The following is a 26,307-nucleotide window of genomic DNA, read 5'->3' as shown; positions in this document are numbered from 1 at the left end:
ACGCCTTGCCCATGTAGTCGGCCCAGATCTCCGCGGGGAACGACGCGCCGTGGATCGTCGGCTTGCCGCCTACCCCGCGCATCGACAGGAACTCCTGGTTCTTCGCGTTGGGATCGACGCGGTACATGCCGATCGCGGTGGACAACTGCGGGGTGTAACCCGCGAACCAGGCCGAGCGGTTGCCGTCCGTCGTCCCCGTCTTGCCGGCCACCGGACGGGCCCCGAGCTTCGCCGCCGTGCCGGTCCCCGCCTCGACGACGGTCCTGAGCACATCCGTCACGTTGTTGGCCACGTCGGGGGTGAAGGCCTGCTCGGACCTCTGCTCGTGCTCGTAGGCCGGCTTGCCGTTCTTCTCCACCTTCGCGACCGAGTAGGGGTCGATCTGCCGACCGCTGTCCGCGAAGGTCGCGTAGGCGCCGGCCAGCCGGATCGCGCTCGGTGCCGAGGTGCCCAGGGAGAACGTCGGGGTGATCGAGGCGAGCTGCTCCTTGTCCAGGCCCGCGGCCAGGGCCGCCTCCCGGACGAGGTCCGTGCCGACGTCCATGCCGAGCTGGATGTAGGGGGTGTTCACGGAGAACTGCATGGCCGTGCGGAGGCTGATGAGGCCACGGTCCTCGTCGCCGTCGTTCTTCTGGTGCCACTCGCTGCCGTCGCGGTCGTGCCAGACCGTCCCGTTGTACATCCGCAGCGTCAGCTTGTCGTCGCCGTTGTAGACGCTCTCCGGGGAGACCAGCGTGCGTTCGGCGTCGCCCTGCTGGGGGCCGAGGGCGGGGTTCCGCTTGCCGTGCGTCATCGCGGCGGCCAGGACGAAGGGCTTGAACGTCGAGCCCACCTGGACGCCGGTGTAGTCGGCGTTGTTGGTGAAGTGGGTCAGGGCGTTCTCCCCGCCGTAGATGGCGACGATCTTCCCCGTGCCGGGCTCCACCGAGGCGCCGCCGAACTGCACGAACTTGTCGACCTCGCGCTTGTCCGGCTTGAGGTTCGCCCTGCGCACGGCGTCGACGGACTTCGCCAGGGCAGTGACCTTGGTGCGGTCGAACGTCGTGTAGATCTGGTAACCGCCCTTGTCCAGCTCGCCCTTGCTGATCGTGGAGTGGGCGGTGATGTAGTTGTCGGCGAGGTCGGTGAGGTAGCCGATCTGTCCGGCCCGGTTGGTCGCGGGCTTCGGCTTCTGCGGCTGCGGGAAGCCCTGTCCGACCCACTTGTCACGGTCGGCCGCGCTCAGGTGCCCGACCTCGACCTCCCGGTCCAGCGTCCACTTCCAACGGTCCGTGGCCCGCTTGGTGTTCTTCTCCGGCGTCGCGGCCGGGCCCTGACCGCCGTACGGGTCGTACAGGTTCGGCCCGTTGAGCGTCGCCGCCAGGTAGGCGCTCTCGCTCGGCGTCAGGTCCGAGCAGTCCTTGTCGTAGTAGGCGCGCGCCGCCGCCTGGATCCCGTAGGCGCCCCGGCCGTAGTACGCGGTGTTGAGGTAGCCCGCGAGGATGTCGTGCTTGTCCTGGGTCGCGCCCACCTTCACGGAGATCAGCAGCTCCGTCATCTTGCGCTTGAGCGTCTGCTCCTGGCTGAGGTAGGTGTTCTTGACGAACTGCTGGGTGATCGTGGAACCGCTCTGCGTCTCACCGCCCTGCGCCATCTTGACGACCGCCCGCGCGATGCCCATCGGGTCGACACCCCAGTCCTTGTAGAAGCTGGCGTTCTCGGCGGAGATGACCGCGTTCTGCATGGACAGGGGGATCTGGGAGATCGGCACGATCTGCCGGTTGAGATTGCCTCCACCGGCCACGACCATCTGCTTGCCGTCGGACCAGTAGTAGACGTTCTTCTGGACCTTCGAGGCCAGTTGGGCGCTCGGCACCTGCACCACGGCCAGGGCGACGCCCACCGTCCCGAAGATCAGGCCGGTGAAGGACGCGACGGCCCCGGCGACCAGCCGCCAGGACGGGATCCAGCGCCGCCAGCCGTCCCGGCCGGCCCGTGGATAGTCGACCAGCCTCTTCCGGCCCGCGACGGCGTCCCGCCGGGCCCGGCCCGCCCCCCCTCCTCCGGCCGGCGCCCGTCTGCGGCCGCCGGACCCTCCGCGCCGGGCCGCGGCCCGCCCGCCGTAAGGGGGCTCCTCACCCCGGCCGCGACCGGGCACGGCGGAACTGTTGCGTGGTGCGGCACGGCGGCCGGACGTCGACTGCTGCGACGCGCGCCGGGCCGCGGCTCGTCCGCCGCCCTGCGACTGCGGCGGCTTGCGACGATGCTCGCTCATCGAACGACTACTTCCTTGGGCAGGCGCTATCGCCTGGAAGCGGCAGGTGTGCGTTCCCCCCGGTGCGCGAACCGGCCCCCTGAACGGCCGGGCGCACTGCATCCGGGACGAGGACGCCGCCCGGCGTCACCCGGTTCCCAGTGGTCTGCATGGCGCACAGACTACGCACGGTCAAAACCCGACTACTCTGGATGTTCACTCCAATTCAGGCCGCCGGTGTCCCACGAACCGGTGATGTGACCTCGTTCACCGTTCCCCCTCTTGTCGACTCAGGACCCGAGCTCTATCGTCTGGATGTATCGAGTCGATACATCAGCTCGGTACATCAGCTCGGAATAAGGGACCAGTAAAGACACGGGAGCAAAGGACTAGGCTGTGGGGGACAAGGAGGCGAAACATGAGCAGACGCTCCGGCATCCTCGAGTTCGCCGTCCTCGGCCTGCTCCGCGAGTCCCCGATGCACGGCTACGAGTTGCGGAAGCGACTGAACACCTCACTCGGTGTGTTCAGGGCGTTCAGCTACGGCACCCTCTACCCCTGCCTGAAGTCCCTCGTGGCGAACGGCTGGCTGGTGGAGGAGCCCGGGAACGCTCCCGAGGACGCCAAGGCGGCCTCGCTGGCCGGACGGCGCGCGAAGATCGTCTACCGCCTGACGGCGGAGGGAAAAGAGCACTTCGAGAAGTTGCTCGCGCACACGGGCCCGGACGCGTGGGAGGACGAGCACTTCGCCGCCCGCTTCGCGTTCTTCGGGCAGACCTCGCGGGACGTACGGATGCGCGTGCTGGAGGGCCGTCGCAGCCGGCTGGAGGAGCGTCTGGAGAAGATGCGCGCCTCCCTGGCCCGCACCCGGGAACGGCTGGACGACTACACCCTCGAGCTTCAGCGGCACGGCATGGAGTCCGTGGAGCGCGAGGTCCGCTGGCTGAACGAGCTGATCGAGAGCGAACGGGCCGGGCGTGACAGACGCGCCGGTCCGGACCAGTGAGCCCTGCACGCAGCAGGGCTTCGTCGAGAACGAACAGGGAGCAACCGGAATGGGTTCGGTTCGCGTAGCCATCGTCGGCGTGGGCAACTGCGCCGCCTCGCTGGTGCAGGGCGTCGAGTACTACAAGGACGCCGACCCGAACGGCCGCGTGCCGGGTCTGATGCACGTGCAGTTCGGCGACTACCACGTGCGCGACGTCGACTTCGTGGCCGCTTTCGACGTGGACGCCAAGAAGGTCGGGCTCGACCTCGCCGACGCCATCGGCGCCAGCGAGAACAACACGATCAAGATCTGCGACGTGCCCTCGACCGGTGTCACCGTCCAGCGCGGCCACACCCTCGACGGTCTCGGCAAGTACTACCGCCAGACCATCGAGGAGTCCGCCGAGGCCCCGGTCGACGTCGTCCAGATCCTCAAGGACCGTCAGGTCGACGTGCTCGTCTGCTACCTGCCGGTGGGCTCCGAGGACGCCGCCAAGTACTACGCGCAGTGCGCCATCGACGCCAAGGTCGCCTTCGTCAACGCCCTCCCGGTCTTCATCGCCGGCACCAAGGAGTGGGCCGACAAGTTCACCGAGGCCGGTGTGCCGATCGTCGGCGACGACATCAAGTCGCAGGTCGGCGCCACCATCACGCACCGCGTGATGGCCAAGCTCTTCGAGGACCGGGGTGTCGTCCTCGACCGCACCATGCAGCTGAACGTCGGCGGCAACATGGACTTCAAGAACATGCTCGAGCGCGAGCGCCTGGAGTCCAAGAAGATCTCCAAGACGCAGGCCGTCACCTCCCAGATCCGCGACCGCGAGCTGGGCGAGGACAACGTCCACATCGGCCCCTCGGACTACGTGGCCTGGCTGGACGACCGCAAGTGGGCGTACGTGCGCCTCGAGGGCCGCGCCTTCGGCGACGTCCCGCTGAACCTGGAGTACAAGCTCGAGGTCTGGGACTCCCCGAACTCCGCCGGTGTCATCATCGACGCCCTGCGCGCCGCGAAGATCGCCAAGGACCGGGGCATCGGCGGCCCCATCCTCTCCGCCTCCTCGTACTTCATGAAGTCGCCGCCCGTGCAGTACTTCGACGACGAGGCCCGCGAGAACGTCGAGAAGTTCATCAAGGGCGAGGTCGAGCGCTAAGCACGCGCCGACGTCCTCTTGGATCACAGGCCCCCCGGGAACGAGTCGTCAGGCTCCTGCCCCGGGGGGCCTGTCCCGTATGTGAAGCTGACCGCATGCCCGTCGTGCGTGATCTTCGCGTCCTGCTCCACCTACGCGATTTCCGCCGCCTGCTGACCGTGCGCCTGCTCTCCCAGGGCGCCGACGGGGTCTACCAGGTCGCACTCGCCGCCCATGTCGTCTTCTCCCCCGAGAAACAGACCTCCCCCGCGGCCATCGCCTCGGCCATGGCCGTCCTGCTGCTCCCGTACTCCCTGCTGGGCCCATTCGCCGGGGTGCTCCTGGACCGCTGGCGCCGCCGTCAGGTCCTGTTGCACGGCAACCTGCTGCGTGCCGTCCTGGCTGTCGGCACCGCCCTGCTCATCCTCGCCGCGGTGCCCGACTGGCTCTTCTACGTCTCCGCGCTGTCCGTCACCGCCGTCAACCGCTTCGTCCTCGCGGGACTCTCGGCCTCCCTGCCGCACGTCGTGGACGGCCCGGAGCGTCTGGTGACGGCCAACGCGCTCTCCCCGACCGCCGGCACGCTCGCCGCCACCGCGGGCGGGGGCATCGCCTTCGCCGTACGCCTCGCCGCCCCGGGCGGGACCGTCGCCGACACCCTCGTCGTCCTCGTCGGCGCCACCCTCTACCTCTGCGCCGGGGCCGCCGCACTCCGCATCCCCGCGACGCTGCTGGGACCCGAAGCCATCGCCACCCGGGCCTCGCTGCGCACGGCGCTGACCACGACGGTGCGCGGTCTGACGGCCGGACTGCATCACCTGGCACAACGGCGGTCCGCCGCAAGGGCGTTGGCGGCGATGACGATGATGCGCTTCTGCTACGGCGCCCTGACGGTGACCCTGCTGATGCTCTGCCGGTACGCCTGGACCGACAGCGACTCGGCCGGGCTGGCCCTGCTGGGTCTCGCGGTCGGCGTCTCGGGGGCAGGGTTCTTCGCCGCGGCGGTGATCACCCCGTGGGCGGTCGGCAGGTTCGGCCGGCTGGGCTGGATCGTGGTCTGCGCCGCCGCGGCCGCGGTTCTCGAACCCGCGCTGGGTCTGCCCTTCACCCCGACACCGATGCTGATCGCCGCATTCGTGCTGGGACTGGTCACCCAGGGGGCCAAGATCTCCACGGACACAGTGGTGCAGGCGACGGTGGACGACGCCTTCCGCGGCCGGGTGTTCTCGCTCTACGACGTCCTGTTCAACGCCGCCTTCGTGGGAGCGGCGGGAGTGGCCGCGCTGATGCTGCCGCACGACGGCCGATCGGTCGCCCTGATCGTCACCGTCGCGGCGCTCTACGCGGTGACGGCGGCCGCGCTGGCCACCAGCGGGCCGGTTTCACGTGAAACAGCGCCGTCCGACGACGGCGCACGTTTCACGTGAAACATCACCCCGGCTCGTTCAGCCCTGCTGGGCCGCCCACCAGCGCTTCAGCTCGGCAACGGCCTCGTCCCGCTCCATCGGGCCGTTCTCCAGCCGGAGCTCCAGCATGTACTGGTACGCCTTGCCGACCTGCGGACCGGGGCCGATCTCCAGGATCTGCATGATCTCGTTTCCGTCGAGATCCGGCCGGATCGAGTCCAGCTCCTCCTTCTCCTGGAGGTCGGCGATGCGCTGCTCCAGCCCGTCGTAGGCGTCGGAGAGCGCCTTGGCCTTGCGCTTGTTGCGGGTCGTGCAGTCGGACCGGGTCAGCTTGTGCAGCCGGTCGAGCAGATGGCCCGAGTCCCGGACGTAGCGCCGCACGGCCGAGTCCGTCCACTCGCCCGTGCCGTAGCCGTGGAAGCGCAGGTGCAGCTCGACGAGCTTCGAGACGTCCTTCACCAGGTCGTTGGAGTACTTGAGCTTGGCCATCCGGGACCGGGTCATCTTGGCGCCGACCACCTCGTGGTGGTGGAAGGAGACCCGGCCGTCCTTCTCGAACCGGCGGGTCTTCGGCTTGCCGATGTCGTGCAGCAGCGCCGCCAGACGCAACACCAGGTCGGGACCGCCCCCGGGCTCGTCGCGCGGAGCCTCTAGGGCGATGGCCTGGTCGAGGACGGTGAGGGTGTGCTCGTAGACGTCCTTGTGCCGGTGGTGCTCGTCGCTCTCCAGCCGCAGGGCCGGCAGCTCGGGGAGGACGAGCGCGGCCAGGCCGGTGTCGACGAGCAGTCGCAGCCCCTTGCGGGGGTGGTCGGAGAGGATCAGCTTGTTCAGCTCACCCTGGACCCGCTCGGCGGAGACGATTTCCAGCCGACCGGCCATCTCCTTCATCGCCGTGACGACCTCGGGTGCCACCTCGAAGTCCAGCTGCGCGGCGAAGCGCGCGGCCCGCATCATGCGCAGCGGGTCGTCGGAGAAGGACTCCTCCGGGGTGCCGGGGGTCCGCAGAACCTTCGCAGCGAGGTCCTCGAGCCCGTTGTGCGGGTCGATGAACTCCTTCTCCGGGAGGGCCACGGCCATGGCGTTGACCGTGAAGTCGCGGCGGACCAGGTCCTCCTCGATGGAGTCGCCGTAGGAGACCTCCGGCTTGCGCGAGGTCCGGTCGTAGGCCTCCGACCGGTAAGTCGTGATTTCGAGATCGAAACCGGACTTGCGGCAGCCGACGGTGCCGAAGGCGATGCCGACCTCCCAGAGGGCGTCCGCCCAGGGCCGGACGATCTTGAGGACCTCCTCGGGACGCGCGTCCGTCGTGAAGTCCAGGTCGTTGCCGAGGCGGCCGAGCAACGCGTCCCGTACCGAGCCGCCGACCAGGGCGAGCGTGAACCCGGCCTCCCGGAAACGGCGGGCGAGGTCGTCGGCGACGGGGGACACCCGCAGGAGCTCGCTCACGGCACGGCGCTGCGCGTGGCTGAGTTCGTTCGTCGGCGTGGGGTGGCTGTTGTTGGCGTTCGGCACAACAGAAGAGGGTACGTGGCCGGGGGCCGATAGACGTCCTCGATCAGGACAGGTGTGTGAGGCGCTTCATAAACCGGGCGTGGCCCGGCCGGGGCCCGCCGCGGGTGATCATGTGCTGCGGTCCGCAGCACTTGTGCACAGCGCGCCTCGTTACCATTCGTGGACGCACATCCGACGACCACTGACGACGACGAGGGACGGGCGAGCGCGTGGCCGAAGCGGCAGAGTTCCAGGGGACGACACCCGCTCCTGCCCTCCGGCGGTTCCGGCACATCGCGACGGTGCTCACCGGGTTGCTGGTGTTCCTCGGAATGATCCAGCTGCCGTCCGCTCCCGCCGCCCGGGCCGACGCGGGAGGCTCCCGGACGGTCGGGGTCTCCATCGACACCCTCACCCCGGGCGCCCCGACACAGAACGACAAGATCACGATCTCGGGCACCGTCACCAACAAGAGCAGGTCGACGGTGACCGGCGGCCACGTCGGACTGCGCATGGGCCCGCTGCTCTCCACCCGCAGCGAGATCGACGACATCGGCGACCGGACCTCCTTCTCCCCCGGCACGGACGGCCCCGAGCTGAGCGGCCACACCCAGAAGATCGGCAAGCTGCAGCCGGGGGTCAGCCGTGAGTTCAGCCTGACGCTGCCCGCGAAGGACCTGAACCTCGACCGGGACGGCGTCTACCAGCTGGGCGTCTCGCTCTCCGGGCAGACCTCCGACCAGCCCTACGAGCGGGTGCTCGGCATCCGCCGGACCCTGCTGCCGTGGCAGCCCTCCGGCACCGACGGCAAGAAGACGAAGCTCACCTTCCTCTGGCCGCTGATCTCCAGCACCCGCCTCACCGGCCGCACCGAGTCGGACCAGCAGCAGACGCCCGTCTTCCCCAACGACGACCTCGCCGCGGAGCTGGCGCCCGGCGGGCGCCTCCAGCAGCTCGTCGCTCTCGGCAAGAACCTGCCGGTGACCTGGGTGATCGACCCCGATCTGCTGGCGACCGTCGAGGCCATGACCAAGCGCTACCAGGTCGCCGGCCCCGACGGGGAGGACACCCCGGGCCAGGGCCAGGCGGTCGCCAAGCAGTGGCTCGGCCAGCTCCAGGCCGCCGTGGCCGATCACCAGGTCGTCGCGCTGCCCTTCGCCGACCCCGACCTGGCCTCGCTCGCCCACCGCGGCAAGGACGTCCCCGGCACGCTCGGCCACCTCCAGTCGGCCACGGAGCTCGCCGCGACCACCGTGGACACCATCCTCCAGGTCAAGCCGCGCACCGACTTCGCCTGGCCGGTGGACGGAGCCGTCGACCCCTCCATCGTCGACGTCGCCACGTCGGCCGGCGCCCGCAACATCATCGCCCGCAGCGACAGCCTCCGGGAGCCCGACGGCTCCCCGTACGCCCCCACGGCGGCCCGGCAGATCGGCGGCGGGAACACGGCCGTCGTGGCCGACGCCCGGCTGTCCACGGCCTTCGAGGGCGACCTGACGCGGGCGGGCGACGCCTCGCTCGCGGTCCAGCGGTTCCTGGCCCAGAGCCTCATGGTCAACAAGCAGGCCCCGGAGAACGAGCGGAGCATCGTCGTCGCCCCGCAGCGCCTGCCCACCACCAGCCAGGCCCAGGCGATGGCGGCGGCACTCGGCGGCCTGTCCGACGGCCGCTGGACGCAGCCGCTCGACCTCGGGGCCGCGGCCAAGGCCAAGCCCGACCCGTCGGCCAGCCGCCACGTGCCCGGCGGCGGCGCCTACCCGGACGCGCTGCGGTCCCAGGAGCTGTCCACCGAGACGTTCACGACCATCCACACGACCCAGGCCTCCCTGGACAAGTTCAAGGTCATCCTGACCTCCCCGGAACGCGTGGTCATCCCCTTCGGGAACGCGATCATGCGCGAGATGTCCACGTCGTGGCGGGGTGACGCGGCCGGCGCGGCCGACTTCCGCGGAGAAGTCGCCTCGAACCTCACGTCCCTCACCCAGCAGGTGAAGCTCGTCGAGAAGTCCGACGCCACGCTCTCCGGACGCAGCGCGACGATCCCGGTGACGGTGAAGAACGGACTGCTCCAAGGAGTCACCGGACTGAAGCTGCGCCTGGAGTCGACCCAGCCCAACCGCCTGAAGGTGGAGAGCGAGCAGCCGGTCAAGATCGAGGGCGGGCACAGCCAGTCGGTGAAGTTCGAGACACGGGCCTACGCCAACGGCCCGGTCAGGTTGAGGGCCCAGCTCTACACTGCCGACAACCAGCCGGTCGGTGACGCCGTGGACTTCACTGTGCATGTCACCTCCGTCACCCTTATGGTGCTGCTGGTCATCGCCGGTGGGGTGTTCCTCCTGGTCCTCGCGGGACTCCGCATCTACCTCAAGCGCAAGCGCTCGGGGAGCCGCGCACCGGCCGGGGACGGCCCCGGCAGCGATGACGAAGGCCCCTCGGGCGACGGGCCCGGCAGCGACGAGCCCGAGCGGCCGGGTGACCCGGCGGCGGACACCGGAAAGCGGAGCGGTCGGCCCTCCGGCCCGGGTGAGAAAGTGGAACGTTGACGTGTCGTGGGGCCGGTCGGCCGCGGACGGATGAGGTGGGTTAGCGATGAACGCGCCGTACGACGGTGACCGCGGCCAGGGCGCGGGCGGAGACCGGCGGGACCAGTACCCGCCGCCCCCGCCCGGTGCCCAGGAGCCGCAGCGCCCTGGCCCGTACGCCCAGGACCCGTACCTCCGCGACGCGTACGCCGCCGAGCCGTACCCCGGCCGGGCACCCGCCGGCCAGGAGCCGGCACAGGGCGCGCCGTACGGGGGCGGACCGCTCCTGCCCCCGCCCGGCCCCGTCCAGCCGCAGCAGGGCCACCAGCAGCCGTGGCCTCCCGCGCCGGAGCCCGGTGGCCCCTCGTACGCCTTCGACGACGCCGCCACGCAGGTCATCGGCGTGGACGGCCTCTCCGGCCGGGCCCCCGAGCCGCCGCAGCGCGACGCGTTCGCGCACCTCTACCGCGATCAGCAGCAGCCGTACGAGCCGCAGCGCCCGGCGGGGCAGCAGATCCCGGCGCCCGGCCAGTACAGCCCCCTTCCCACGCCGCCGCAGGTCCCGTCGGCCGAGCCCCTCTCGGAGCCCGAGCCGGAGGAGTTGCCGTCGGCGCAGGCCACGGCGCCCGCCTCGGCGAAGGGCGGGCGGGCGGCCAGCCTGCTGAAGTCCAGTGCCGTGATGGCGGCCGGGACCATGGTGTCCCGCGTCCTGGGCTTCGCCCGGAACCTCGTCATGGCCGCCGCCATCGGCGTCGGCACCCTCAACGACGGCTACCAGGTCGCCAACACCCTGCCGACGATGATCTACATCCTCGTCGGGGGCGGCGCGCTCAACGCGGTCTTCATTCCGCAGCTGGTCCGCGCCATGAAGAACGACGAGGACGGCGGCGAGGCGTACGCCAACCGCCTGCTCACGCTCGTCGTGGTGCTGATGGCCGGCGTGACCACCGTGTGCGTGCTCGGAGCGCCGCTCTTCATCAAGCTGATGATGGGCGACGCCGCCTCGGACCCGGCCAAGCTGGACGTGGCGGTGGCCTTCGCCCGCTACTGCCTGCCCACGATGTTCTTCATGGGCGTGCACGTCGTCCTCGGCCAGATCCTCAACGCACGGGGCCGGTTCGGGGCGATGATGTGGACCCCGGTCCTCAACAACATCATCATCATCGCCACGTTCGGCGCCTTCATCTGGGCCTTCGGTCCGTTCTCCACGACCGGCGTCGACTCCGGCAACCATTCCGGCGGAGGGCGTCCGACTCCTCGGCATCGGCACCCTGCTCGGTCTCGTCGTCCAGGCCCTGGCGATGCTGCCCTACCTGCGCGAGGCGGGCTTCCGGATCCGGCCGCGCTTCGACTGGCGCGGTCAGGGCCTGGGCAAGGCCATGGGCCTGGCCAAGTGGACGTTCTTCTTCGTCCTCGTCAACCAGCTCGGCATGGTCGTCGTCACCCCGACTGGCCACCAAGGCCGGTGCTCTGGCGGAGAACGCGGGCCACCAGGGCACCGGTATCACCGGCTACAACTTCGCGCTCCAGCTCTGGCAGATGCCGCAGGCCATCATCACCGTCTCCGTGATGACGGCGCGGTGCTCCCCCGGATCTCCCGGGCGGCCCACGACGGAGACGCCTCGGGCGGTCCGCGACGACCTCTCGCACGGCTGCGCACCTCGGCCGTCGCCATCGTGCCCTGTGCCTTCGCCTTCCTCGCGCTCGGCATCCCGATGGCGACGCTGATGTTCTCCGGCGGCTCCGGCGGAGGTGGGGCCACCAACATCGGGTACATCCTGATGGCGTTCGGTATCGGCCTCATTCCCTACTCCGCGCAGTATGTGATCCTCCGTGGTTTCTACGCCTACGAGGACACCCGCACCCCCTTCTACAACACGGTGATCGTCGCCGCCGTCAACGCGTCCTGCTCGGCGCTGAGCTACTACGTCCTGCCGGCCCGCTGGGCCGTGGCGGGCATGGCCGGCGTCCTACGGCCTGGGCTACGCGGTCGGCGTCGGAGTCGCCTGGCGCCGACTGCGGAACCGGCTCGGGGGAGACCTGGACGGCACGCGCGTGGTGGCGGACCTACGCCCGCCTGGCAGGCGCGTGCATCCCGGCCAGCCGTCATCGGCGGTGCCGCCTCCTACGGCATCGGGCAGGTCCTGGGCAGCGGCGTGATCGGCTCGCTCGCCGCCCTGGTGTCGGCGGTGTGCTGCTGCTCGGCGTCTTCTACGCCGCCGCAAAGCGCATGCGCGTCGAGGAACTGACCGCCATGGTCGGTATGGTCCGGGGACGCCTGGGACGCTGACCGGAGCGCAACCTTCGCCCACCGCCGCGTGTCGTGCAGGGCGACGGAGTGTGGGCACAATTGTCTTGGCCGCGGACACGGTGCAACGGACGGGGAGGCAGGAACGACGGTGGCGGAACGGAGCACGGCTGCCGTCGACGTGGCAGGCAGCAGCGCCGCCAAGGGCGGGCAAGGCCACGGCCGACGGATCGGAGGCCCGGGAAGACCCAGGAGTAACGTCGTCGGCACGCACGAGGACGACGGGCGCGCGGAGTCCGGTGAGACGCGACGCGCGCGCCCCGATGCAGCCGGCCGGAGCTGCACAGCGGTCACAAGCTCGCCGGAACGGTACCGGCCTCGAGGAGTGCGTCACCCGTCTGGAGGGATTCAGCAGCTGGCGCGCCGTCGACGAGAAGCTGCGCCGGGCCGTAGGGGTCCATCTGCTTCCCCGCCGCACCACCCCCGAGCCCGCTCGGTGCTCGCCGCCGCCCGCTCCGCGGCGCTGCTCGGCGACCCGCGCTTCGTTCAGGTCCTCGACGCGGTCGAGGAGAACGACCTCGTCTACGTCGTCCACGAGTGGCTGCCCGACGCCACGGAGCTCACCGCGGTCCTCGCGGCCGGGCCCATGGAGCCCTTCGACGCCTACCAGCTCGTGAACCAGGTGTCCCCAGGCCATGGCGGCGGCCCATCGGGAAGGGCTCGCACACCTGCGGCTGGGGCCCGGCTCCGTCCTGCGCACCGGGAGCGGCCAGTACCGCATCCGGGGCCTGGCCGTCATGGCCGCCCTGCGCGGCATCACCTCCGACTCCCCTCAGCGCACCGACACCGAGGCGATCGGTGCCCTGCTGTACGCCGCGCTCACCCAGCGCTGGCCCTACGAGGGCAACGCGCACGGTCTGGCGGGGCTGCCCAAGGGCGTCGGCCTGATCGCACCTGACCAGGTACGCGCGGGGGTCCATCGCGGGCTCTCCCAGCTGGCGATGCGAGCCCTCACGACCAAGGGCCAGGAACAGCCGTGCACCACCCCGGAGGAGCTCGCCAAGGCGGTCGCGGCCATGCCGCGCATCCGGCCGCCGGAGACGCCCTTCACCGCGGGGCCGGCCTACCACCGCCCCCAGCCCGGCGGTTACGGGCCGCAGGCGGCCCCACCCGGCCCCGGCCACCCCGCCGCCCCCCGCTGCAGAGCCGCACCGGCACGGCCATCAAGTGGATCGTCTCGTCGCTGCTCATCGCGGCGCTGGGCCTGGGGAGCTGGCAGCTCGCGGACACGCTGTTGAAGCGCATGGACAAGGACGACGACACCCACCACTCGCAGTCAACAGACGGCGAAACGCCGAAGAAGTCTCCGCCCAAGCAGATCAGGATCACGAATGTCGCGGAGTTCTCGCCACTGACCTCGCCTACCGGCGGCCGGTCGGTTCCCAATGCCGCTGACGGTGATCCCAGCACCGCCTGGACGACTGGACGCTTCGACAACTTCCCGAACTTCGGGAACCTCGGACAACGGGCCGACGGCAGCGGCATCGTCGTGGACCTCGGCAGTGTGAAGAAGATTTCCCGCGTCGAAGTGCAGATGTATGCGGGCCAGACCGTGGAAGTCCTCGCTGCGGCGCCCTCGGCATCGTCCCCGGCCTCCCTGCAGGACTTCCCTCAGCGCATGTCCAAGCTCAAGGACGAGGGCAAACGACTTCGGGTGAACCTCAACAAGCCGGTGAAGACGCGTTACGTTCTGGTTCACATCACCAAGTTGCCGCCAGAAGGGCCCAACAGCTACCGGGGCGGCATCTACGAGATCAAGGTGTTCGGCTGACGTCTTCGAGTGGATCCCGCTGCCCCTACCCAGCGGATCCCCCTCCTCTCTAAGTTGTACTCAACAGCGGGCCGCGCGCGGCACAGAGCGCTCTCGGGGCGGGGTGAGTGCAATCGGAGAAGAAGCACGGCAACGGGGGACACCGGCGGACAGCACCGACAGCGAGCTGCTCGCCCGGCACGTCGCCGGCGACCCCGACGCCTTCGGCGAGATCGTGCGGCGCCACCGGGACCGGCTCTGGGCCGTGGCCCTGCGCACCCTCGGCGACCGGGAAGAGGCCGCGGACGCCGTCCAGGACGCCCTCGTCTCCGCCTACCGCGCCGCACACACCTTCCGCGGCCAGTCCGCCGTCACCACCTGGCTGCACCGCATCACCGTGAACGCCTGCCTGGACCGGGCCCGCAAGGCGGCCGCCCGACGGACCTCGCCCCTCGTGGAGAACGAGAAGCTGGAGCACCTGCTGGAGCCCCATGAGTCCGCGGCCGAGCCCGCGGAACGCGGGGACCTCCACCGTGAGCTGCTCGGCGCCCTGGCCACGCTGCCGCCCGACCAACGGGCCGTTCTCGTGCTGGTCGACATGCAGGGGTACCCCGTGTCCGAGGCGGCCGCCGTACTGAACATTCCCGTCGGCACGGTGAAGAGCCGTTGCGCCAGAGCACGGGCCAGGCTGCTGCCGATGCTCACCCATCTGCGTCCCGAGGGCAGGGGTAGCCCTCCCGCCGAGCGGGAAAGGAACCGGTCGCAGGGGACGTCCGTCCCACCACCGGCAGGACAGAGTGACGTGGATCCAGTGAAGGGCGGAGGTGGACGAGCGTGACCTCGACGACCGGCACGGACGGGCACCCGGAGGTCGCGGAGATCTCCGCGCTCACCGAGGGGGTCCTCTCTCCCGCGCGCACCGCGGATCTGCGGGAGCACCTCGCGGACTGCGTGATCTGTGACGACGTACGCGTCTCGCTCGACGAGATCAGGGGGCCTGCTGGGCACCCTCCCGGGACCCGTCAGGATGCCGACGGACGTCGCCGGAAGGATCGACGCGGCGCTGGCGGCCGAGGCACTGCTCGACGCGACGTCCCCTCGGGCCGGGGGAAGCCGTTGTTTCACGTGAAACGGCGCCGCGGTCGGACAAGCATGTTTCACGTGAAACAGCGGACCTCGTTTCACGTGAAACAGTGACGGCCGACCGCCCCGCAGGCCGCCCCCGCGCAGCCACCGGCCCGGGACGCCGGACGGCCCCCGCCCCCGGGGCTCCCCGAAACCCGCGGGCCCGGCGCTGGACCGGGATGCTGATCGGTACCGCCTGTGCCGCCGCAGCCCTCGGGGTGGGCACCGTCCTCCTCCAGGGCGGGGACAGCGGAGGCGACAGCGCCACACCCGCCCCGGGACACCGGTCTCCGTCGGCGATCGCCGCTACCGAGCTCACCACACGCGTCCAGGACGCTCTCAAGGATGTGAGGTCCGGCGAAAGCCGGGGGATGCGGGCGCAGGACAGCACAGAGACGGTCCCCTTCCAAGCCTCCGGGAACACCGCCCCGAGCTGTGTGCAGCAGGCCATCGGCCGTCCCGAGTCGGCACTCGTCGCGCGCCAGGAGCGGTTCACCGGGACGGACACCTATCTGGTCGTCTTCGCGCACTCCGGGGACGACACGCTCGTTGACGTCTATGTCGTCGCGGCGGACTGTGTCGCCTCATCGCCCGGCATTCCGGGAAAGGTCCTGGTGAACCAGACGATCGCCCGTTCCTGAGCCGTCTCCCCGGCCGCTGCGATGCCTCTGGGGGAATGCTCGCCCCGTAGGATCCGTTGGGTGGGGTGAGACCCAGCAAGGACCAGGCAGCAGTCGGCAGAGACAAGGAAGACACCAGTGAGCGACGTCCGCAACGTGATCATCATCGGCTCCGGGCCCGCGGGCTACACGGCGGCGCTCTACACCGCCCGTGCCTCCCTCAAGCCACTGGTCTTCGAGGGCTCCGTGACCGCCGGTGGTGCGCTGATGGAAACCACCGACGTGGAGAACTTCCCGGGCTTCCGCGAGGGCATCATGGGCCCCGACCTCATGGACAACATGCGGGCCCAGGCCGAGCGGTTCGGCGCCGAGCTGATCCCCGACGACATCACGGCGGTCGACCTCAGCGAGGACATCAAGACGGTCACCGACTCCGCCGGCACCGTCCACCGTGCCAAGGCCGTCATCGTCGCCACCGGCTCCCAGCACCGGAAGCTCGGACTGCCCCGCGAGGACGAGCTGTCCGGCCGTGGCATCTCCTGGTGCGCCACCTGCGACGGCTTCTTCTTCAAGGAGAAGGACATCGTCGTGGTCGGCGGCGGCGACACCGCGATGGAGGAGGCCACCTTCCTCTCCCGCTTCGCCAAGACCGTCACCATCGTCCACCGCCGTGACGCCCTGCGCGCGAGCAAGGCCATGCAGGACCGCGCCTTCGCCGACCCGAAGATCTCCTTCGTGTGGAACAGCGAGATCGCCGAGATCCACGGTGAGAACAAGCTCACCGGGCTGACCCTGCGCGACGTCAAGACGGGCGAAACCTCCGAGCTGCCGGTCGAGGGCCTCTTCATCGCCGTCGGCCACGACCCCGCACCGAGCTCTTCAAGGGTCAGCTGGAGCTGGACGACGAGGGCTACCTCAAGGTCGAGTCCCCCTCCACCCGGACCAACCTCACGGGCGTCTTCGCCGCCGGTGACGTCGTGGACCACACCTACCGCCAGGCGATCACCGCCGCGGGCACCGGCTGCTCCGCCGCCCTGGACGCGGAGCGCTTCCTCGCCGCCCTCGGTGACGGCGTGAACGCCCGCGAGCCCGAGCAGACCGCCTGACCAACCCCCCTCCGCACAAAAAGATCCAAGGAGACCGCACAATGGCTCTCAAGGCCGTGACCGACGCGTCCTTCGACGAGGACGTCCTGAAGAGCGACAAGCCCGTCCTGCTGGAGTTCTGGGCCGAGTGGTGCGGTCCGTGCCGCCAGATCGCCCCCTCGCTCGAGGCCATCGCCGCCGAGCACGGCGACAAGCTCGAGGTCGTCAAGCTCAACATCGACGAGAACCCCACCACCGCCGCCAAGTACGGCGTCATGTCGATCCCGACCATCAACGTCTACAAGGGCGGCGAGGTCGTCAAGACCATCGTCGGCGCCAAGCCGAAGGCGGCGCTGGAGCGCGACCTGGACGAGTTCCTCGGCCAGTGACCACCCGATCGCTGTTCCACGTGAAACAGCGGCCATGAAGGAGGGGCTGTCTCCCATGGGAGACAGCCCCTCCTTCCTCCTCACAACGGCCTCAGCGCCGGTTCCTTCTGGACCGCTCCGAGCAGCCGGTCCAGGGCCAGTTCGACGTCCTCCTTCCAGGAGAGCGCCGAGCGCAGCTCCAGCCGCAACCTCGGATACCGAGGATGCTGCCGTACGGTCTTGAACCCGACTGCCAGCAGATGCTCCGCCGGCAGTACACAGGCCGGCTCCTTCCAACGGGCATCGCCAAAGGCCTCGATGGCCTTGAACCCCCGTCGGAGCACATCCTTGGCCACCGTCTGCACCATCACCCGGCCGAGCCCCTGTCCCTGGAAGCGCGGCATCAGCCAGGCGGTGGTCAGCTGCACCGCGTCCGCGGCCACCGGACTGGTGGGGAAGGCGGTGGACCGCGGCACATATGCCGGAGGTGCATAGAGCACGAAGCCGACCGGTTCGTCGTCGACATAGACGACGCGGCCGCACGAGCCCCACTCCAACAGCACTGCCGAGATCCAGGCTTCCTTCTCCAGCTCCGGACGGCCGGCTCTCAGCGCGGCCTCACTGCTGACGGGGTCCCAGCTCCCAGAAGACGCAGGCGCGACAGCGCTTCGGGAGGTCCGGGAGATTGTCCAGAGTGAGCGGTACGAGCCGACGCCCCATCGAGCCAGTTCCTCACTTCCTGCGCGTGCCGCGTTCCGGGCGGCGCTCAGGACACTGGGTTCTCTGAGCAGGCCGCCGACGAATCCGCCGATTGCCCCCAGGCCCAGCCCCGTCGCCACCCATCCGGCCCGGCTCACCGATCGCATGGCCCGCCCCTCCGTGAACTGAGACAGCGTGTCCGACGTGGTTGTGCCATACCTCAACGCATCGTATCCACCGGGCGATTGGGCCGACAGCCGACAAAGGCAAAGGGGCGGCCCGTGTTCCACGTGAAACACGAACCGCCCCGAGGGGAGCGGGAACGACGCCTACTCGACCGTGCCCTCACCGGACACGGCCTCGTCGGCGTCCTCCGAGAGCTTCTGCTCGAGCACTCCGCCCTCGCCGGGAGCGAGCGTGCCCAGAATCCGCTCCAGGTCGTCGATCGAGGCGAACTCGACGACGATCTTCCCCTTCTTCTGTCCGAGGTCCACCTTCACCCGGGTGTCGAAGCGGTCGGAGAGCCGCGACGCCAGATCGCTCAGCGCCGGGGAGACCCGGGCACCCGCCCGCGGCCCCTTGGCCTTCGTGGACTTCTTCGTCCGCGACCCCATCAGCTGGACGATCTCTTCCACCGAGCGCACGGAGAGACCCTCCGCCACGATGCGGCGGGCGAGCTTCTCCTGCTCCTCCACATCATCGACCGAGAGCAGCGCTCGACCGTGACCGGCGGAAAGCACCCCGGAGGCCAGCCGTAGCTGCACCTCCGGAGAGAGCTTCAGCAGCCGGAGGGTGTTGGAGACCTGGGAGCGCGAGCGGCCGATGCGGGTCGGCGAGCTCGTCGTGCGTACAGGAGAAGTCCTTGAGCAGCTGGTCGTAGGCCGCGGGCCTCCTCCAGCGGGTTGAGCTGGGCGCGGTGGAGGTTCTCCAGCAGGGCGTCCAGGAGGAGCTTCTCGTCCTCCGTGGCCCGGACGATGGCGGGAATCTTCTCCAGGCCGGCCCTCACGGCAGGCACGCCAGCGCCGCTCGCCCATGATGAGCTCGTAGCGCTCGGGGCCCAACTGCCGGACGACGACGGGCTGAAGGAGCCCCACCTCGCGAATCGAGGTGACCAGCTCGGCCAGGGCATCCTCGTCGAACACCTCGCGGGGCTGACGCGGGTTGGGGGTGATGGAGTCCAGGGGGAGCTCCGCGAAGTGCGCCCCGGACACCGCCCCGTCGGCCGCGGTCCGCTGTGGGCCGGGCGCCTCGGCCACGACGGAATCCGTCACCGTGGCGGTGTCCAGCGCCCTCTCGGCGACCTGCGTCGCCGCCATCCGGTCGGCGGTCAGCAGCGGCATCGCGGTGGGGGACGTCGCACCGGGTCCCATCGCGGGCGCACCGATCTCCGCCCCCTTGGGCGCCGCCGGGATCAGTGCACCGAGCCCACGGCCCAGTCCTCTACGTCGCTCGCTCACTGCAGCCCCTCCGACATGCTGTGCTGGTCATGCTGTTGCTGACGGCCCACCATATGGGCCCTCTCACCGTCGTACTGCAAGCCGACTCCCCGGAACGCGATCTCCCGGGCAGCCTCCAGATACGACAGCGCACCACTGGAGCCCGGGTCGTAGGTGAGGACCGTCTGCCCGTAGCTGGGCGCCTCGGAGATACGGACCGAGCGCGGAATGCTGGTCCTGAGCACCTCCTGGCCGAAGTGACTGCGCACCTCGTCGGCCACCTGGGAGGCAAGCCGCGTCCGCCCGTCGTACATGGTCAACAGGATCGTCGACACATGCAGCTTGGGGTTCAGATGGCCGCGCACGAGCTCGACGTTCCGTAGCAACTGCCCCAGGCCCTCCAGCGCGTAGTACTCGCACTGAATGGGGATCAGTACCTCGGCACCCGCGACCAGGGCGTTGACCGTCAGCAGGCCCAGCGAAGGCGGACAGTCGATCAGGATGTAGTCCAGCGGCTGCTCGTACGCCTTGATGGCCCGGTCCAGCCGGCTCTCGCGGGCCACGAGGGAGACGAGCTCGATCTCGGCACCGGCCAGGTCGATGGTGGCGGGGGCGCAGAAGAGGCCCTCCACGTCGCGGACGGGCTGCACCACTTCGGACAGCCGCTTCTGGTCCACCAGCACGTCGTAGATCGACGGAACCTCGGCGTGGTGGTCGATGCCCAGCGCCGTCGAGGCATTGCCCTGCGGGTCGAGGTCCACCACCAGCACCCGGTTGCCGTGCAGCGCCAGCGAGGCGGCCAGGTTCACGGTGGTCGTGGTCTTGCCGACCCCGCCCTTCTGGTTGGCGACCACCATGACCCGGGTCTGCTCCGGCCGTGGCATCTGGGCCGGGACGTCCCCTCCCGCACCGGGATGCGGCGCGGTTTCACGTGAAACGGGCCCCCCGGCACCCCCGGGAGCGGGCATCGGTTCGGAGTCGGCGGGGCGGGGACCGGGGACCGGGTCGGCCATCGGCCCCGCGATATTGGCGTCGGACCGCAAGGATTCACTCTCCTCGACATCAGGCTCGCGATGTGGAGAGCCTGCCATGTTTCCCGGGTTGCGAACCAGTGAGGCCCGCTCCCCTGTGGATGAATCCCCCGCACCTGTGGATACCGGTGACGGCTCCACGGCATCGACCGAACGGCGATCACGCGCCGCGGCCGCCCGGCCGCGGCCGATGATTCCCTGCAGCAAGGAGCGATGTTTCACGTGAAACACGATGCATGTGACGCATCGCTCCCTGGCCACGACACTCCGTGACGTATACGTCAGTCAGCTTGTATGGAGCACGCCTCGGGGGAACTGCCGGTGGATCAGCGCCGGCGCCGCGAGCGGCTCACCCGGGCCGCCTTGGCCCGCTTGGCCGCGAAGCGCACACCGCCCGGGCTCTCGCCGACCTCGACCCGCACCAGGGTGGACGGCGGGTCCACCACCCCCTCACCTACCTGGAGCACCGAGGTCCGCTCCACGCCGAGCTTGCTCAGCGCGGCCCGGGCGCCCTTGAGCTCCTCCTCGGCCGTGTCCCCCTTGAGGGCCAGCATCTCGCCGTACGGACGCAGCAGCGGCACGCCCCAGCCGGCGAGGCGGTCCAGCGGGGCCACGGCCCGCGCGGTCACCACGTGCACCGGCTGGAGCTTGCCCAGCACCTCTTCGGCACGGCCGCGGACGACCGTGACATGGTCCAGCCCGAGGAGCTCGACGACCTCGGAGAGGAACGTGGTGCGCCGCAGCAGCGGCTCCAGCAGCGTGATCTGGAGGTCGGGGCGGACCAGGGCCAGCGGGATGCCCGGAAGCCCGGCGCCCGAGCCCACGTCGCACACGGAGACGCCCTCGGGCACGGCCTCGGAAAGCACCGCGCAGTTCAGCAGGTGGCGTTCCCACAGCCGGGGAACCTCGCGGGGGCCGATCAGACCGCGCCGGACGCCCGCGTCGGCCAGCAGCTCGGCATAGCGAACGGCGTCCGGAAAGCGGTCACCGAAAACCGCCCGTGCCTCCGGGGGCGCCGGGGGGAGCTCCGCTGCCTCTTCCACGGTGAACCGTCCTTCCGTACCACGTTGTAACGACGACATCGACGACAGTCGGACTCCGCCCTCCGGAGTCCGACTGTCAGGCTGACAAGGATCGGCCCCGCCTGCGAGCAGACGGGGCCGTACCTACCGGGAAGTGGGGTCAGGTCACGCCGGCAGGACGACGACGCGACGCTGCGGCTCCTCGCCCTCGGACTCGCTGCGCAGGCCCGCCGAGGCCACCGTGTCATGGACGACCTTGCGCTCGAAAGGCGTCATGGGGTCCAGCTTGACCGGCTTGCCGCTCGTCCTGGCGTCCGCCACGGCCTGCGCGCCCAGCTTGGCGAGCTCCTCGCGCTTGCGCGCCCGGAAACCGCGATGTCGAGCATCAGACGGCTGCGGTCACCGGTCTCCCGGTTGACCGCGAGCCGAGTCAGCTCCTGGAGCGCCTCCAGCACCTCACCGTCACGGCCCACCAGCTTCTGCAGATCGCGGCTGGTCGACTCGCTGATGATCGAAACAGACGCCCGGTCGGCCTCGACGTCCATGTCGATGTCGCCGTCCAGGTCGGCGATGTCGAGCAGACCCTCGAGGGTAGTCGGCCGCGATCTCGCCCTCCTGCTCCAGGCGGGACAGCGTGTCGGTGCCCTCGGCGGCGGCCGCACTGGTCTGGTGCTGGGTGTCCGTCACGGTGGACTCCTTCATTACTTCTTGGACGAGGGGTGCTTGGGCCGCTGGGGGCCGCCCTTGCGCTGACCGGACTTGGCACCGCGGGACGAGCCTCCGCCCTGCCGCGGCTTGCCGTCCTCGGGCTCGTCGGCGCCGTTGCCGGACGAGGCCTTGGTACGGCCGCCCGGGGTCTTGTCGGGCTGGCCGGCGGCCGGACCCGTCTGGCGCTTCGACTTCGTCTGCCGCTTGGGCTGCTGGCGGGAGGCCCGCGCGGCCTCGGCGGCCTCCTTGGCCGCGATCTCGGCCGGGTCCTCCTTCAGCTTGCCCTTGGCCTTCAGGCGCTCCTGGCGCTGGGTGTAGGCGAGGCTGCCCGGAGTGGGGTTACGGCGGATGACGAACATCTGCTGGCCCATGGTCCACACGTTGGTGGTCAGCCAGTAGACGAGGACACCGACCGGGAAGTTGATGCCGAAGACGGCGAACATGATCGGGAAGACGTACATCAGCATCTTCTGCTGCTGCATGAACGGCGTCTTCACCGAGAGGTCGACGTTCTTCGTCATCAGCTGGCGCTGCGTGTAGAACTGCGACAGCGACATCAGGACGATCATGATGACCGTGACGACCCGGACGTCCGTCAGCGTGGCACCGAGGTGCTCGACCTTGCTCGCGTTGTCCATGAACTTCGCGGACAGCGGGGCGCCGAAGATGTGCGCCTTGCGCGCGCTGTCCAGCAGCGACTGGTCGATGACGCCGACCGTCTTGCCCTGCGCGATGTGGTTCAGGACCTGGTACAGCGAGATGAAGAAGGGGGACTGGGCCAGGATCGGGAGACAGCTCGAGAGCGGGTTGGTGCCCGTCTCCTTGTAGAGCTTCATCATCTCTTCGGACTGGCGCTGCCGGTCGCTCTTGTAGCGCTCCTGGATCGCCTTCATCTTCGGCTGGAGCGCCTGCATGTTCCGCGTCGCCTTGATCTGCTTCACGAAGAGCGGGATCAGGCAGATGCGGATCAGCACCACCAGCGAGACGATGGACAGGCCCCACGCCCAGCCGCTGTTCTTGTCGAACATCAGGCTGTAGAACGAGTGGAACTGGACGATGATCCAGGAAACTGCGTAATAGAGGGGACCGAGGATCGTGTCCACGAATCAGGCTCCTTGGGCGTTGGGCTGAGTCTCGGGCTGCGCGGCGGACCCCACGACGGGGTGCCCGCCCAGTCGGCTCCTCAGCCGCTGGTGCCAGACCGGACGCTTCCGGGGAGGTACGTGGTCGACGCCACCGAGCGACCACGGGTTACAGCGCAGAATGCGCCAGGCCGTCAGCGCCGTTCCTTTGATCGCGCCGTGCACCTGGATGGCCGTGTAGCCATAGTGCGAGCACGAGGGGTAGTACTTGCAGACCGGGCCCAGCAAGGGGCTGATGGTCCACTGGTACAGCTTGATCAACCACAGCAGCGGGTACTTCACCGTGCACTCCCTCCCGGGTCACGGCCGGGGTTCCGGAGGACCGAAGATTCGGTCCCCGGGGGATTGCAGCTTCGCGGCGCCCCTCCCAACAGCCGCTGCAGCGCGGTATCGAGATCGCGGGCCAGCTGACCGTGGTCCGCCTCGCCCGCGCCCGGCAGGGCTCGCACCACCACCAGGCTACCGGCGGGCAGCAGATCCAGCCGGTCACGCATCAGATGGCGCAGCCTTCGCTTGACGCGGTTGCGGACCACCGCACCGCCGACGGCCTTGCTCACGACGAAACCCGCACGCACCGGGGGAACTGTTTCCCCAGGTGGGTGCGGGTCCGTTTCACCGCTGCGGAGGTGGACGACGAGGAGCGGGCGTCCGGCCCTGCGTCCTCGGCGAACCGCGGTCGCGAAGTCCTCGCGCCGCCTCAGCCGAGACTCGGAAGGCAGCACGTCATGGACCTTGACGTCTGGCTGATCAGGCCGACAGGCGGGCGCGACCCTTGCCACGGCGGGACGCGAGGATCGCGCGGCCGGCACGGGTGCGCATGCGCAGGCGGAAGCCGTGGGTCTTCGCGCGACGGCGGTTGTTCGGCTGGAAGGTGCGCTTGCTCACTCGGGGACTCCATGAATCGTGTGATGGCGGGACATCGCCGGCTGTCACCGTGCGCCCACGAGAAGCTCTCAAGTACGCAAGGCACCGCTTCACAGTCGCGCTCCGCAGGAAGGGAGCGTTACCTTTGCCCATCGGAGGCAGGCGGCAGCAGCCATCGACAACTCGACCTGGTCACGGTACGCGGCATTACGCCATCCGGTCAAACCGGGAGCGCACCAGGGATACACCGTAGCCTCCCGCAGGCCCGGGAGCCGCCAACCGTGCCCGAGTGGGGCGCCACGCCCGTCGCATGGCACATTTGTACACACCCTGTGGACAACGACTTGAACCACCCGCCGCGGCCTGACTACCGTGGCTGAACTCCGAATACTTCCCGCCCGTCCCGAGAACCACACATTCGTGGGATTCAAAGGGCGCCCCCGCTGACCGAGAGAGCGTGCCCTGTGGCTGACCTGCCTGCCGATCTTGCCGCAGTGTGGCCGCGCGTGCTGGAGCAGCTCCTGGGCGAGGGCAGAGTCGAGAGCAAGGACGAGCACTGGATCAAGCGGTGCCAGCCGCTCGCCCTGGTCGCCGACACGGCCCTGCTCGCCGTCCCCAACGAGTTCGCCAAGGGCGTACTGGAGGGCCGGCTGGCCCCGGTCGTCAGCGAGGTGCTCAGCCGTGAGTGCGGACGGCCCATCCGGATCGCGATCACCGTCGACAACTCCGTCGGCGAGCCCGCGACGCCCGAACGGCCCGCGCCCGACGAGCGCCCCCACGGGGTCCCGGCCCGCGAGGCGTACGACGGCTACGACGACCGCGGCGGCTACGGCCGCCCCCAGGCCGACGACCTGCCGTCGGTCCGCCCCGCCTACCCCGACTACCAGCAGCCCCGCACGGACCCGGGGGCCTGGCCGCGGCACGCGGCCCCGCCCGCCGCGGACCGCGGGGACTACGGCTGGCAGCAGCCCCGGCTCGGCTTCGGCGAGGCCGGCCGCGACCCGTACGCCTCTCCGCAGCACGCTCCCAACGGTTACGAACCGCCGCAGCGGGACGCCGGCGGCTACCGCCCGCCCGCCCCGGAGCGGCCCTACGAGCAGCAGCGCGAGCTGCCCGACACCCGCGGCGGCCAGGACGGGCGCGGCGGGCCCGGCACGGGCGGCGGTCCGGTCGGCGGCAAGTCCTCCTCGGCGTCGGGCCCGGCGGAACCGACCGCCCGGCTGAACCCGAAGTACCTCTTCGACACCTTCGTCATCGGCGCGTCCAACCGGTTCGCGCACGCCGCCGCGGTGGCGGTGGCCGAGGCGCCGGCCAAGGCGTACAACCCCCTGTTCATCTACGGGGGAGTCGGGCCTCGGCAAGACCCATCTGCTGCACGCGAGTCGGCCACTACGCGCGGAGCCTGTACCCGGGCACGCGGGTGCGCTACGTGAGCTCCGAGGAGTTCACCAACGAGTTCATCAATTCCATCCGCGACGCAAGGCGGACGCGTTCGCAAGCGCTACACGCGCAGACATGGACATCCTGTTGGTCGACTGGCGACGGCGTCCTGGCTCACCCACCCGCCTCTACCCTGGTGCTACTGACGCGGCGACCAAGTCGCTGACGCACCGACGCCGGCTGGCTCGCTGTGCGCAAGAGTGTACGAACTGGTGCGCTACGTGCGCAACATCCCCCATCGAACGCGTGCAGCTCTGACGGTGCCCAGCCACCCGTACCCGTGAGCAACGCGGACCGCGACGAGCTGGATGCAGCCCGGGACGCGGACCAGCTCTTCTGAGCTCGCTGCGCCATCGAGGTGGATCCGGCGGTGGCGTGACCGGTCCACGCATCCGCCGGCGGACGGCAACGTCCGGCTGCGGACGCCCGGAGTACAGGAAGGCCTCGGAAAGCCCGGAAAGCCGCGTACCGCCAGTCCGACACTCCGCGTGGCACCCAGACCGCATCCCCACACCTACGAGCACCACGCCGCCGGCGGATCTGCGGCTGACCGCGCGGGGTACGAACGGTACTTTTCGTTCCGTCTACCTCTCGGTGAGCACTGGTGTGAATGAGCAGTACGGATATGCCCGGTTGTAAGGAAGTGCGACATTTAGGCACGACGTCGCGCGGAGCCGACTGAGAACTGGCGCGTAGTGTGAGCGGTCGGTGCGCACGGCGGGGTGACGCGCACTGAATAGACGACATGACCGAGGCGCCGCGGATACAGGCTGCGCGTGCACCGACGGAGGATTCGAGCGACCGGACGCGGCAAAGCTCGTGGAGCGAGTGGGATCGACGCCCGCCGACCAGTGGGCTATCGACCCAGACCGGCAGCTACGAGCTGCGCCTGGAGCCCCTCCTCCGGTACCCCCTCGCATCCTCCCTCCGGTTCCGGGCG

The 26,307-nt window shown here is 69.9% G+C and carries 17 protein-coding genes and 7 pseudogenes; 13 read left to right on the top strand and 11 right to left on the bottom strand.

Features of this window, described 5'->3' with window-relative positions:
• Positions 1-2,254: transglycosylase domain-containing protein (locus ABD794_RS11370; protein ID WP_344962854.1), on the bottom strand; the 2,254-nt coding region annotated here is incomplete at its 3' end.
• A 397-nt stretch (positions 2,255-2,651) separates the two neighbouring features.
• Here ABD794_RS11370 and ABD794_RS11365 point away from each other — a divergent pair.
• The 3 genes from ABD794_RS11365 to ABD794_RS11355 all read left to right on the top strand — a co-directional run bounded on the left by ABD794_RS11365 (position 2,652) and on the right by ABD794_RS11355 (position 5,777).
• On the top strand, positions 2,652-3,239 hold the full coding sequence (locus ABD794_RS11365) for a PadR family transcriptional regulator (protein ID WP_344962852.1): 588 nt from the start codon (positions 2,652-2,654) through the stop codon (positions 3,237-3,239).
• 49 nt (positions 3,240-3,288) lie between these two features.
• The gene (locus ABD794_RS11360; protein ID WP_344962850.1) at positions 3,289-4,371 is read left to right on the top strand and encodes an inositol-3-phosphate synthase; all 1,083 of its coding nucleotides are present in this window, start codon (positions 3,289-3,291) and stop codon (positions 4,369-4,371) included.
• A 95-nt stretch (positions 4,372-4,466) separates the two neighbouring features.
• The gene (locus tag ABD794_RS11355; RefSeq protein WP_344962848.1) at positions 4,467-5,777 is read left to right on the top strand and encodes an MFS transporter; all 1,311 of its coding nucleotides are present in this window, start codon (positions 4,467-4,469) and stop codon (positions 5,775-5,777) included.
• An 18-nt stretch (positions 5,778-5,795) separates the two neighbouring features.
• Here the strand turns inward: ABD794_RS11355 and ABD794_RS11350 are convergent, their stop codons facing one another.
• Positions 5,796-7,268 carry a CCA tRNA nucleotidyltransferase gene (locus ABD794_RS11350; protein WP_344962846.1) on the bottom strand — a complete coding sequence of 491 codons (1,473 nt, stop codon included), beginning with the start codon at positions 7,266-7,268 and terminating at the stop codon, positions 5,796-5,798.
• 209 nt (positions 7,269-7,477) lie between these two features.
• Between ABD794_RS11350 and ABD794_RS11345 the strand changes: the two genes are divergently transcribed.
• The 9 genes and pseudogenes from ABD794_RS11345 (at position 7,478) to trxA (ending at position 17,046) form a co-directional block, all read left to right on the top strand.
• Positions 7,478-9,790, top strand: a complete 2,313-nt coding sequence (locus ABD794_RS11345) for a DUF6049 family protein (protein ID WP_344962844.1) — start codon at positions 7,478-7,480, stop codon at positions 9,788-9,790.
• A 46-nt stretch (positions 9,791-9,836) separates the two neighbouring features.
• Positions 9,837-10,919 (top strand): annotated as a pseudogene (murJ, locus tag ABD794_RS11340) (murein biosynthesis integral membrane protein MurJ); the annotation flags it as partial.
• Positions 10,920-11,070: 151 nt separating this feature from the next.
• Positions 11,071-12,018 carry a lipid II flippase MurJ gene (locus tag ABD794_RS11335; RefSeq protein ID WP_344962842.1) on the top strand — a complete coding sequence of 316 codons (948 nt, stop codon included), beginning with the start codon at positions 11,071-11,073 and terminating at the stop codon, positions 12,016-12,018.
• A gap of 694 nt (positions 12,019-12,712) precedes the next feature.
• On the top strand, positions 12,713-13,315 hold the full coding sequence (locus tag ABD794_RS11330) for a protein kinase family protein (RefSeq protein ID WP_344962840.1): 603 nt from the start codon (positions 12,713-12,715) through the stop codon (positions 13,313-13,315).
• A gap of 5 nt (positions 13,316-13,320) precedes the next feature.
• Positions 13,321-13,848 carry a discoidin domain-containing protein gene (locus ABD794_RS11325; RefSeq protein WP_344962838.1) on the top strand — a complete coding sequence of 176 codons (528 nt, stop codon included), beginning with the start codon at positions 13,321-13,323 and terminating at the stop codon, positions 13,846-13,848.
• A gap of 103 nt (positions 13,849-13,951) precedes the next feature.
• Positions 13,952-14,665 carry an RNA polymerase sigma factor SigM gene (gene sigM, locus ABD794_RS11320; protein ID WP_344962836.1) on the top strand — a complete coding sequence of 238 codons (714 nt, stop codon included), beginning with the start codon at positions 13,952-13,954 and terminating at the stop codon, positions 14,663-14,665.
• 724 nt (positions 14,666-15,389) lie between these two features.
• Complete coding sequence (locus ABD794_RS11315) at positions 15,390-15,593, top strand: hypothetical protein (protein WP_344962834.1); 204 nt, start codon at positions 15,390-15,392, stop codon at positions 15,591-15,593.
• 117 nt (positions 15,594-15,710) lie between these two features.
• Positions 15,711-16,678 (top strand): annotated as a pseudogene (gene trxB / locus ABD794_RS11310) (thioredoxin-disulfide reductase).
• 41 nt (positions 16,679-16,719) lie between these two features.
• Entirely contained in the window at positions 16,720-17,046 is a 327-nt protein-coding gene (gene trxA, locus ABD794_RS11305; protein ID WP_344962832.1) for a thioredoxin, read from the top strand.
• An 80-nt stretch (positions 17,047-17,126) separates the two neighbouring features.
• Here trxA and ABD794_RS11300 read toward each other — a convergent pair.
• The 9 genes and pseudogenes from ABD794_RS11300 to rpmH form a co-directional block, all read right to left on the bottom strand.
• Positions 17,127-17,745: pseudogene (locus tag ABD794_RS11300) on the bottom strand (GNAT family N-acetyltransferase).
• Between the two features lie 308 nt (positions 17,746-18,053).
• A pseudogene (locus ABD794_RS11295) lies at positions 18,054-19,181 on the bottom strand (ParB/RepB/Spo0J family partition protein).
• The gene (locus ABD794_RS11290; RefSeq protein WP_344962856.1) at positions 19,178-20,251 is read right to left on the bottom strand and encodes a ParA family protein; all 1,074 of its coding nucleotides are present in this window, start codon (positions 20,249-20,251) and stop codon (positions 19,178-19,180) included. The pseudogene ABD794_RS11295 and the gene ABD794_RS11290 overlap by 4 nt, the downstream one beginning before the upstream one ends.
• Before the next feature lie 266 nt (positions 20,252-20,517).
• Positions 20,518-21,234 carry a 16S rRNA (guanine(527)-N(7))-methyltransferase RsmG gene (gene rsmG, locus ABD794_RS11285; RefSeq protein ID WP_372408610.1) on the bottom strand — a complete coding sequence of 239 codons (717 nt, stop codon included), beginning with the start codon at positions 21,232-21,234 and terminating at the stop codon, positions 20,518-20,520.
• Between the two features lie 144 nt (positions 21,235-21,378).
• Positions 21,379-21,915 (bottom strand): annotated as a pseudogene (locus ABD794_RS11280) (Jag family protein).
• Positions 21,915-23,024, bottom strand: a complete 1,110-nt coding sequence (gene yidC / locus ABD794_RS11275) for a membrane protein insertase YidC (protein ID WP_344962828.1) — start codon at positions 23,022-23,024, stop codon at positions 21,915-21,917. Before yidC ends, ABD794_RS11280 begins: the two are co-directional and overlap by 1 nt.
• 3 nt (positions 23,025-23,027) lie before the next feature.
• Positions 23,028-23,345, bottom strand: a complete 318-nt coding sequence (yidD, locus tag ABD794_RS11270; RefSeq protein WP_199891960.1) for a membrane protein insertion efficiency factor YidD — start codon at positions 23,343-23,345, stop codon at positions 23,028-23,030.
• Between the two features lie 71 nt (positions 23,346-23,416).
• Positions 23,417-23,785, bottom strand: a pseudogene (gene rnpA, locus ABD794_RS11265) (ribonuclease P protein component); the annotation flags it as partial.
• A 25-nt stretch (positions 23,786-23,810) separates the two neighbouring features.
• Positions 23,811-23,948 (bottom strand): 50S ribosomal protein L34, encoded by a 138-nt coding sequence (rpmH, locus tag ABD794_RS11260; RefSeq protein WP_003949374.1) that lies wholly within the window; start codon positions 23,946-23,948, stop codon positions 23,811-23,813.
• 443 nt (positions 23,949-24,391) lie between these two features.
• On the opposite strand from rpmH, the pseudogene ABD794_RS11255 reads away from it, so the two are divergent.
• Positions 24,392-25,463: pseudogene (locus tag ABD794_RS11255) on the top strand (DnaA ATPase domain-containing protein); the annotation flags it as partial.
• Positions 25,464-26,307: the final 844 nt, after the last annotated feature.

The organism is Streptomyces thioluteus, assembly GCF_039535865.1.
Note: the sequence above shows the minus strand (reverse complement) of the source record. Positions and strands in the feature narration are given on the sequence as shown.

What these genes read in the sequence shown, in the direction of transcription:
- ABD794_RS11365 (WP_344962852.1), top strand. Translation starts at nt 2,652, where the DNA reads ATGAGCAGACGCTCCGGCATCCTCGAGTTCGCCGTCCTCGGCCTGCTC.
- ABD794_RS11360 (WP_344962850.1), top strand. Translation starts at nt 3,289, where the DNA reads ATGGGTTCGGTTCGCGTAGCCATCGTCGGCGTGGGCAACTGCGCCGCC.
- ABD794_RS11355 (WP_344962848.1), top strand. Translation starts at nt 4,467, where the DNA reads ATGCCCGTCGTGCGTGATCTTCGCGTCCTGCTCCACCTACGCGATTTC.
- ABD794_RS11335 (WP_344962842.1), top strand. Translation starts at nt 11,071, where the DNA reads ATGCTGCCCTACCTGCGCGAGGCGGGCTTCCGGATCCGGCCGCGCTTC.
- ABD794_RS11330 (WP_344962840.1), top strand. Translation starts at nt 12,713, where the DNA reads ATGGCGGCGGCCCATCGGGAAGGGCTCGCACACCTGCGGCTGGGGCCC.
- ABD794_RS11325 (WP_344962838.1), top strand. Translation starts at nt 13,321, where the DNA reads ATGGACAAGGACGACGACACCCACCACTCGCAGTCAACAGACGGCGAA.
- trxA (WP_344962832.1), top strand. Translation starts at nt 16,720, where the DNA reads ATGGCTCTCAAGGCCGTGACCGACGCGTCCTTCGACGAGGACGTCCTG.
- ABD794_RS11290 (WP_344962856.1), bottom strand. Translation starts at nt 20,251, where the DNA reads ATGGCAGGCTCTCCACATCGCGAGCCTGATGTCGAGGAGAGTGAATCC.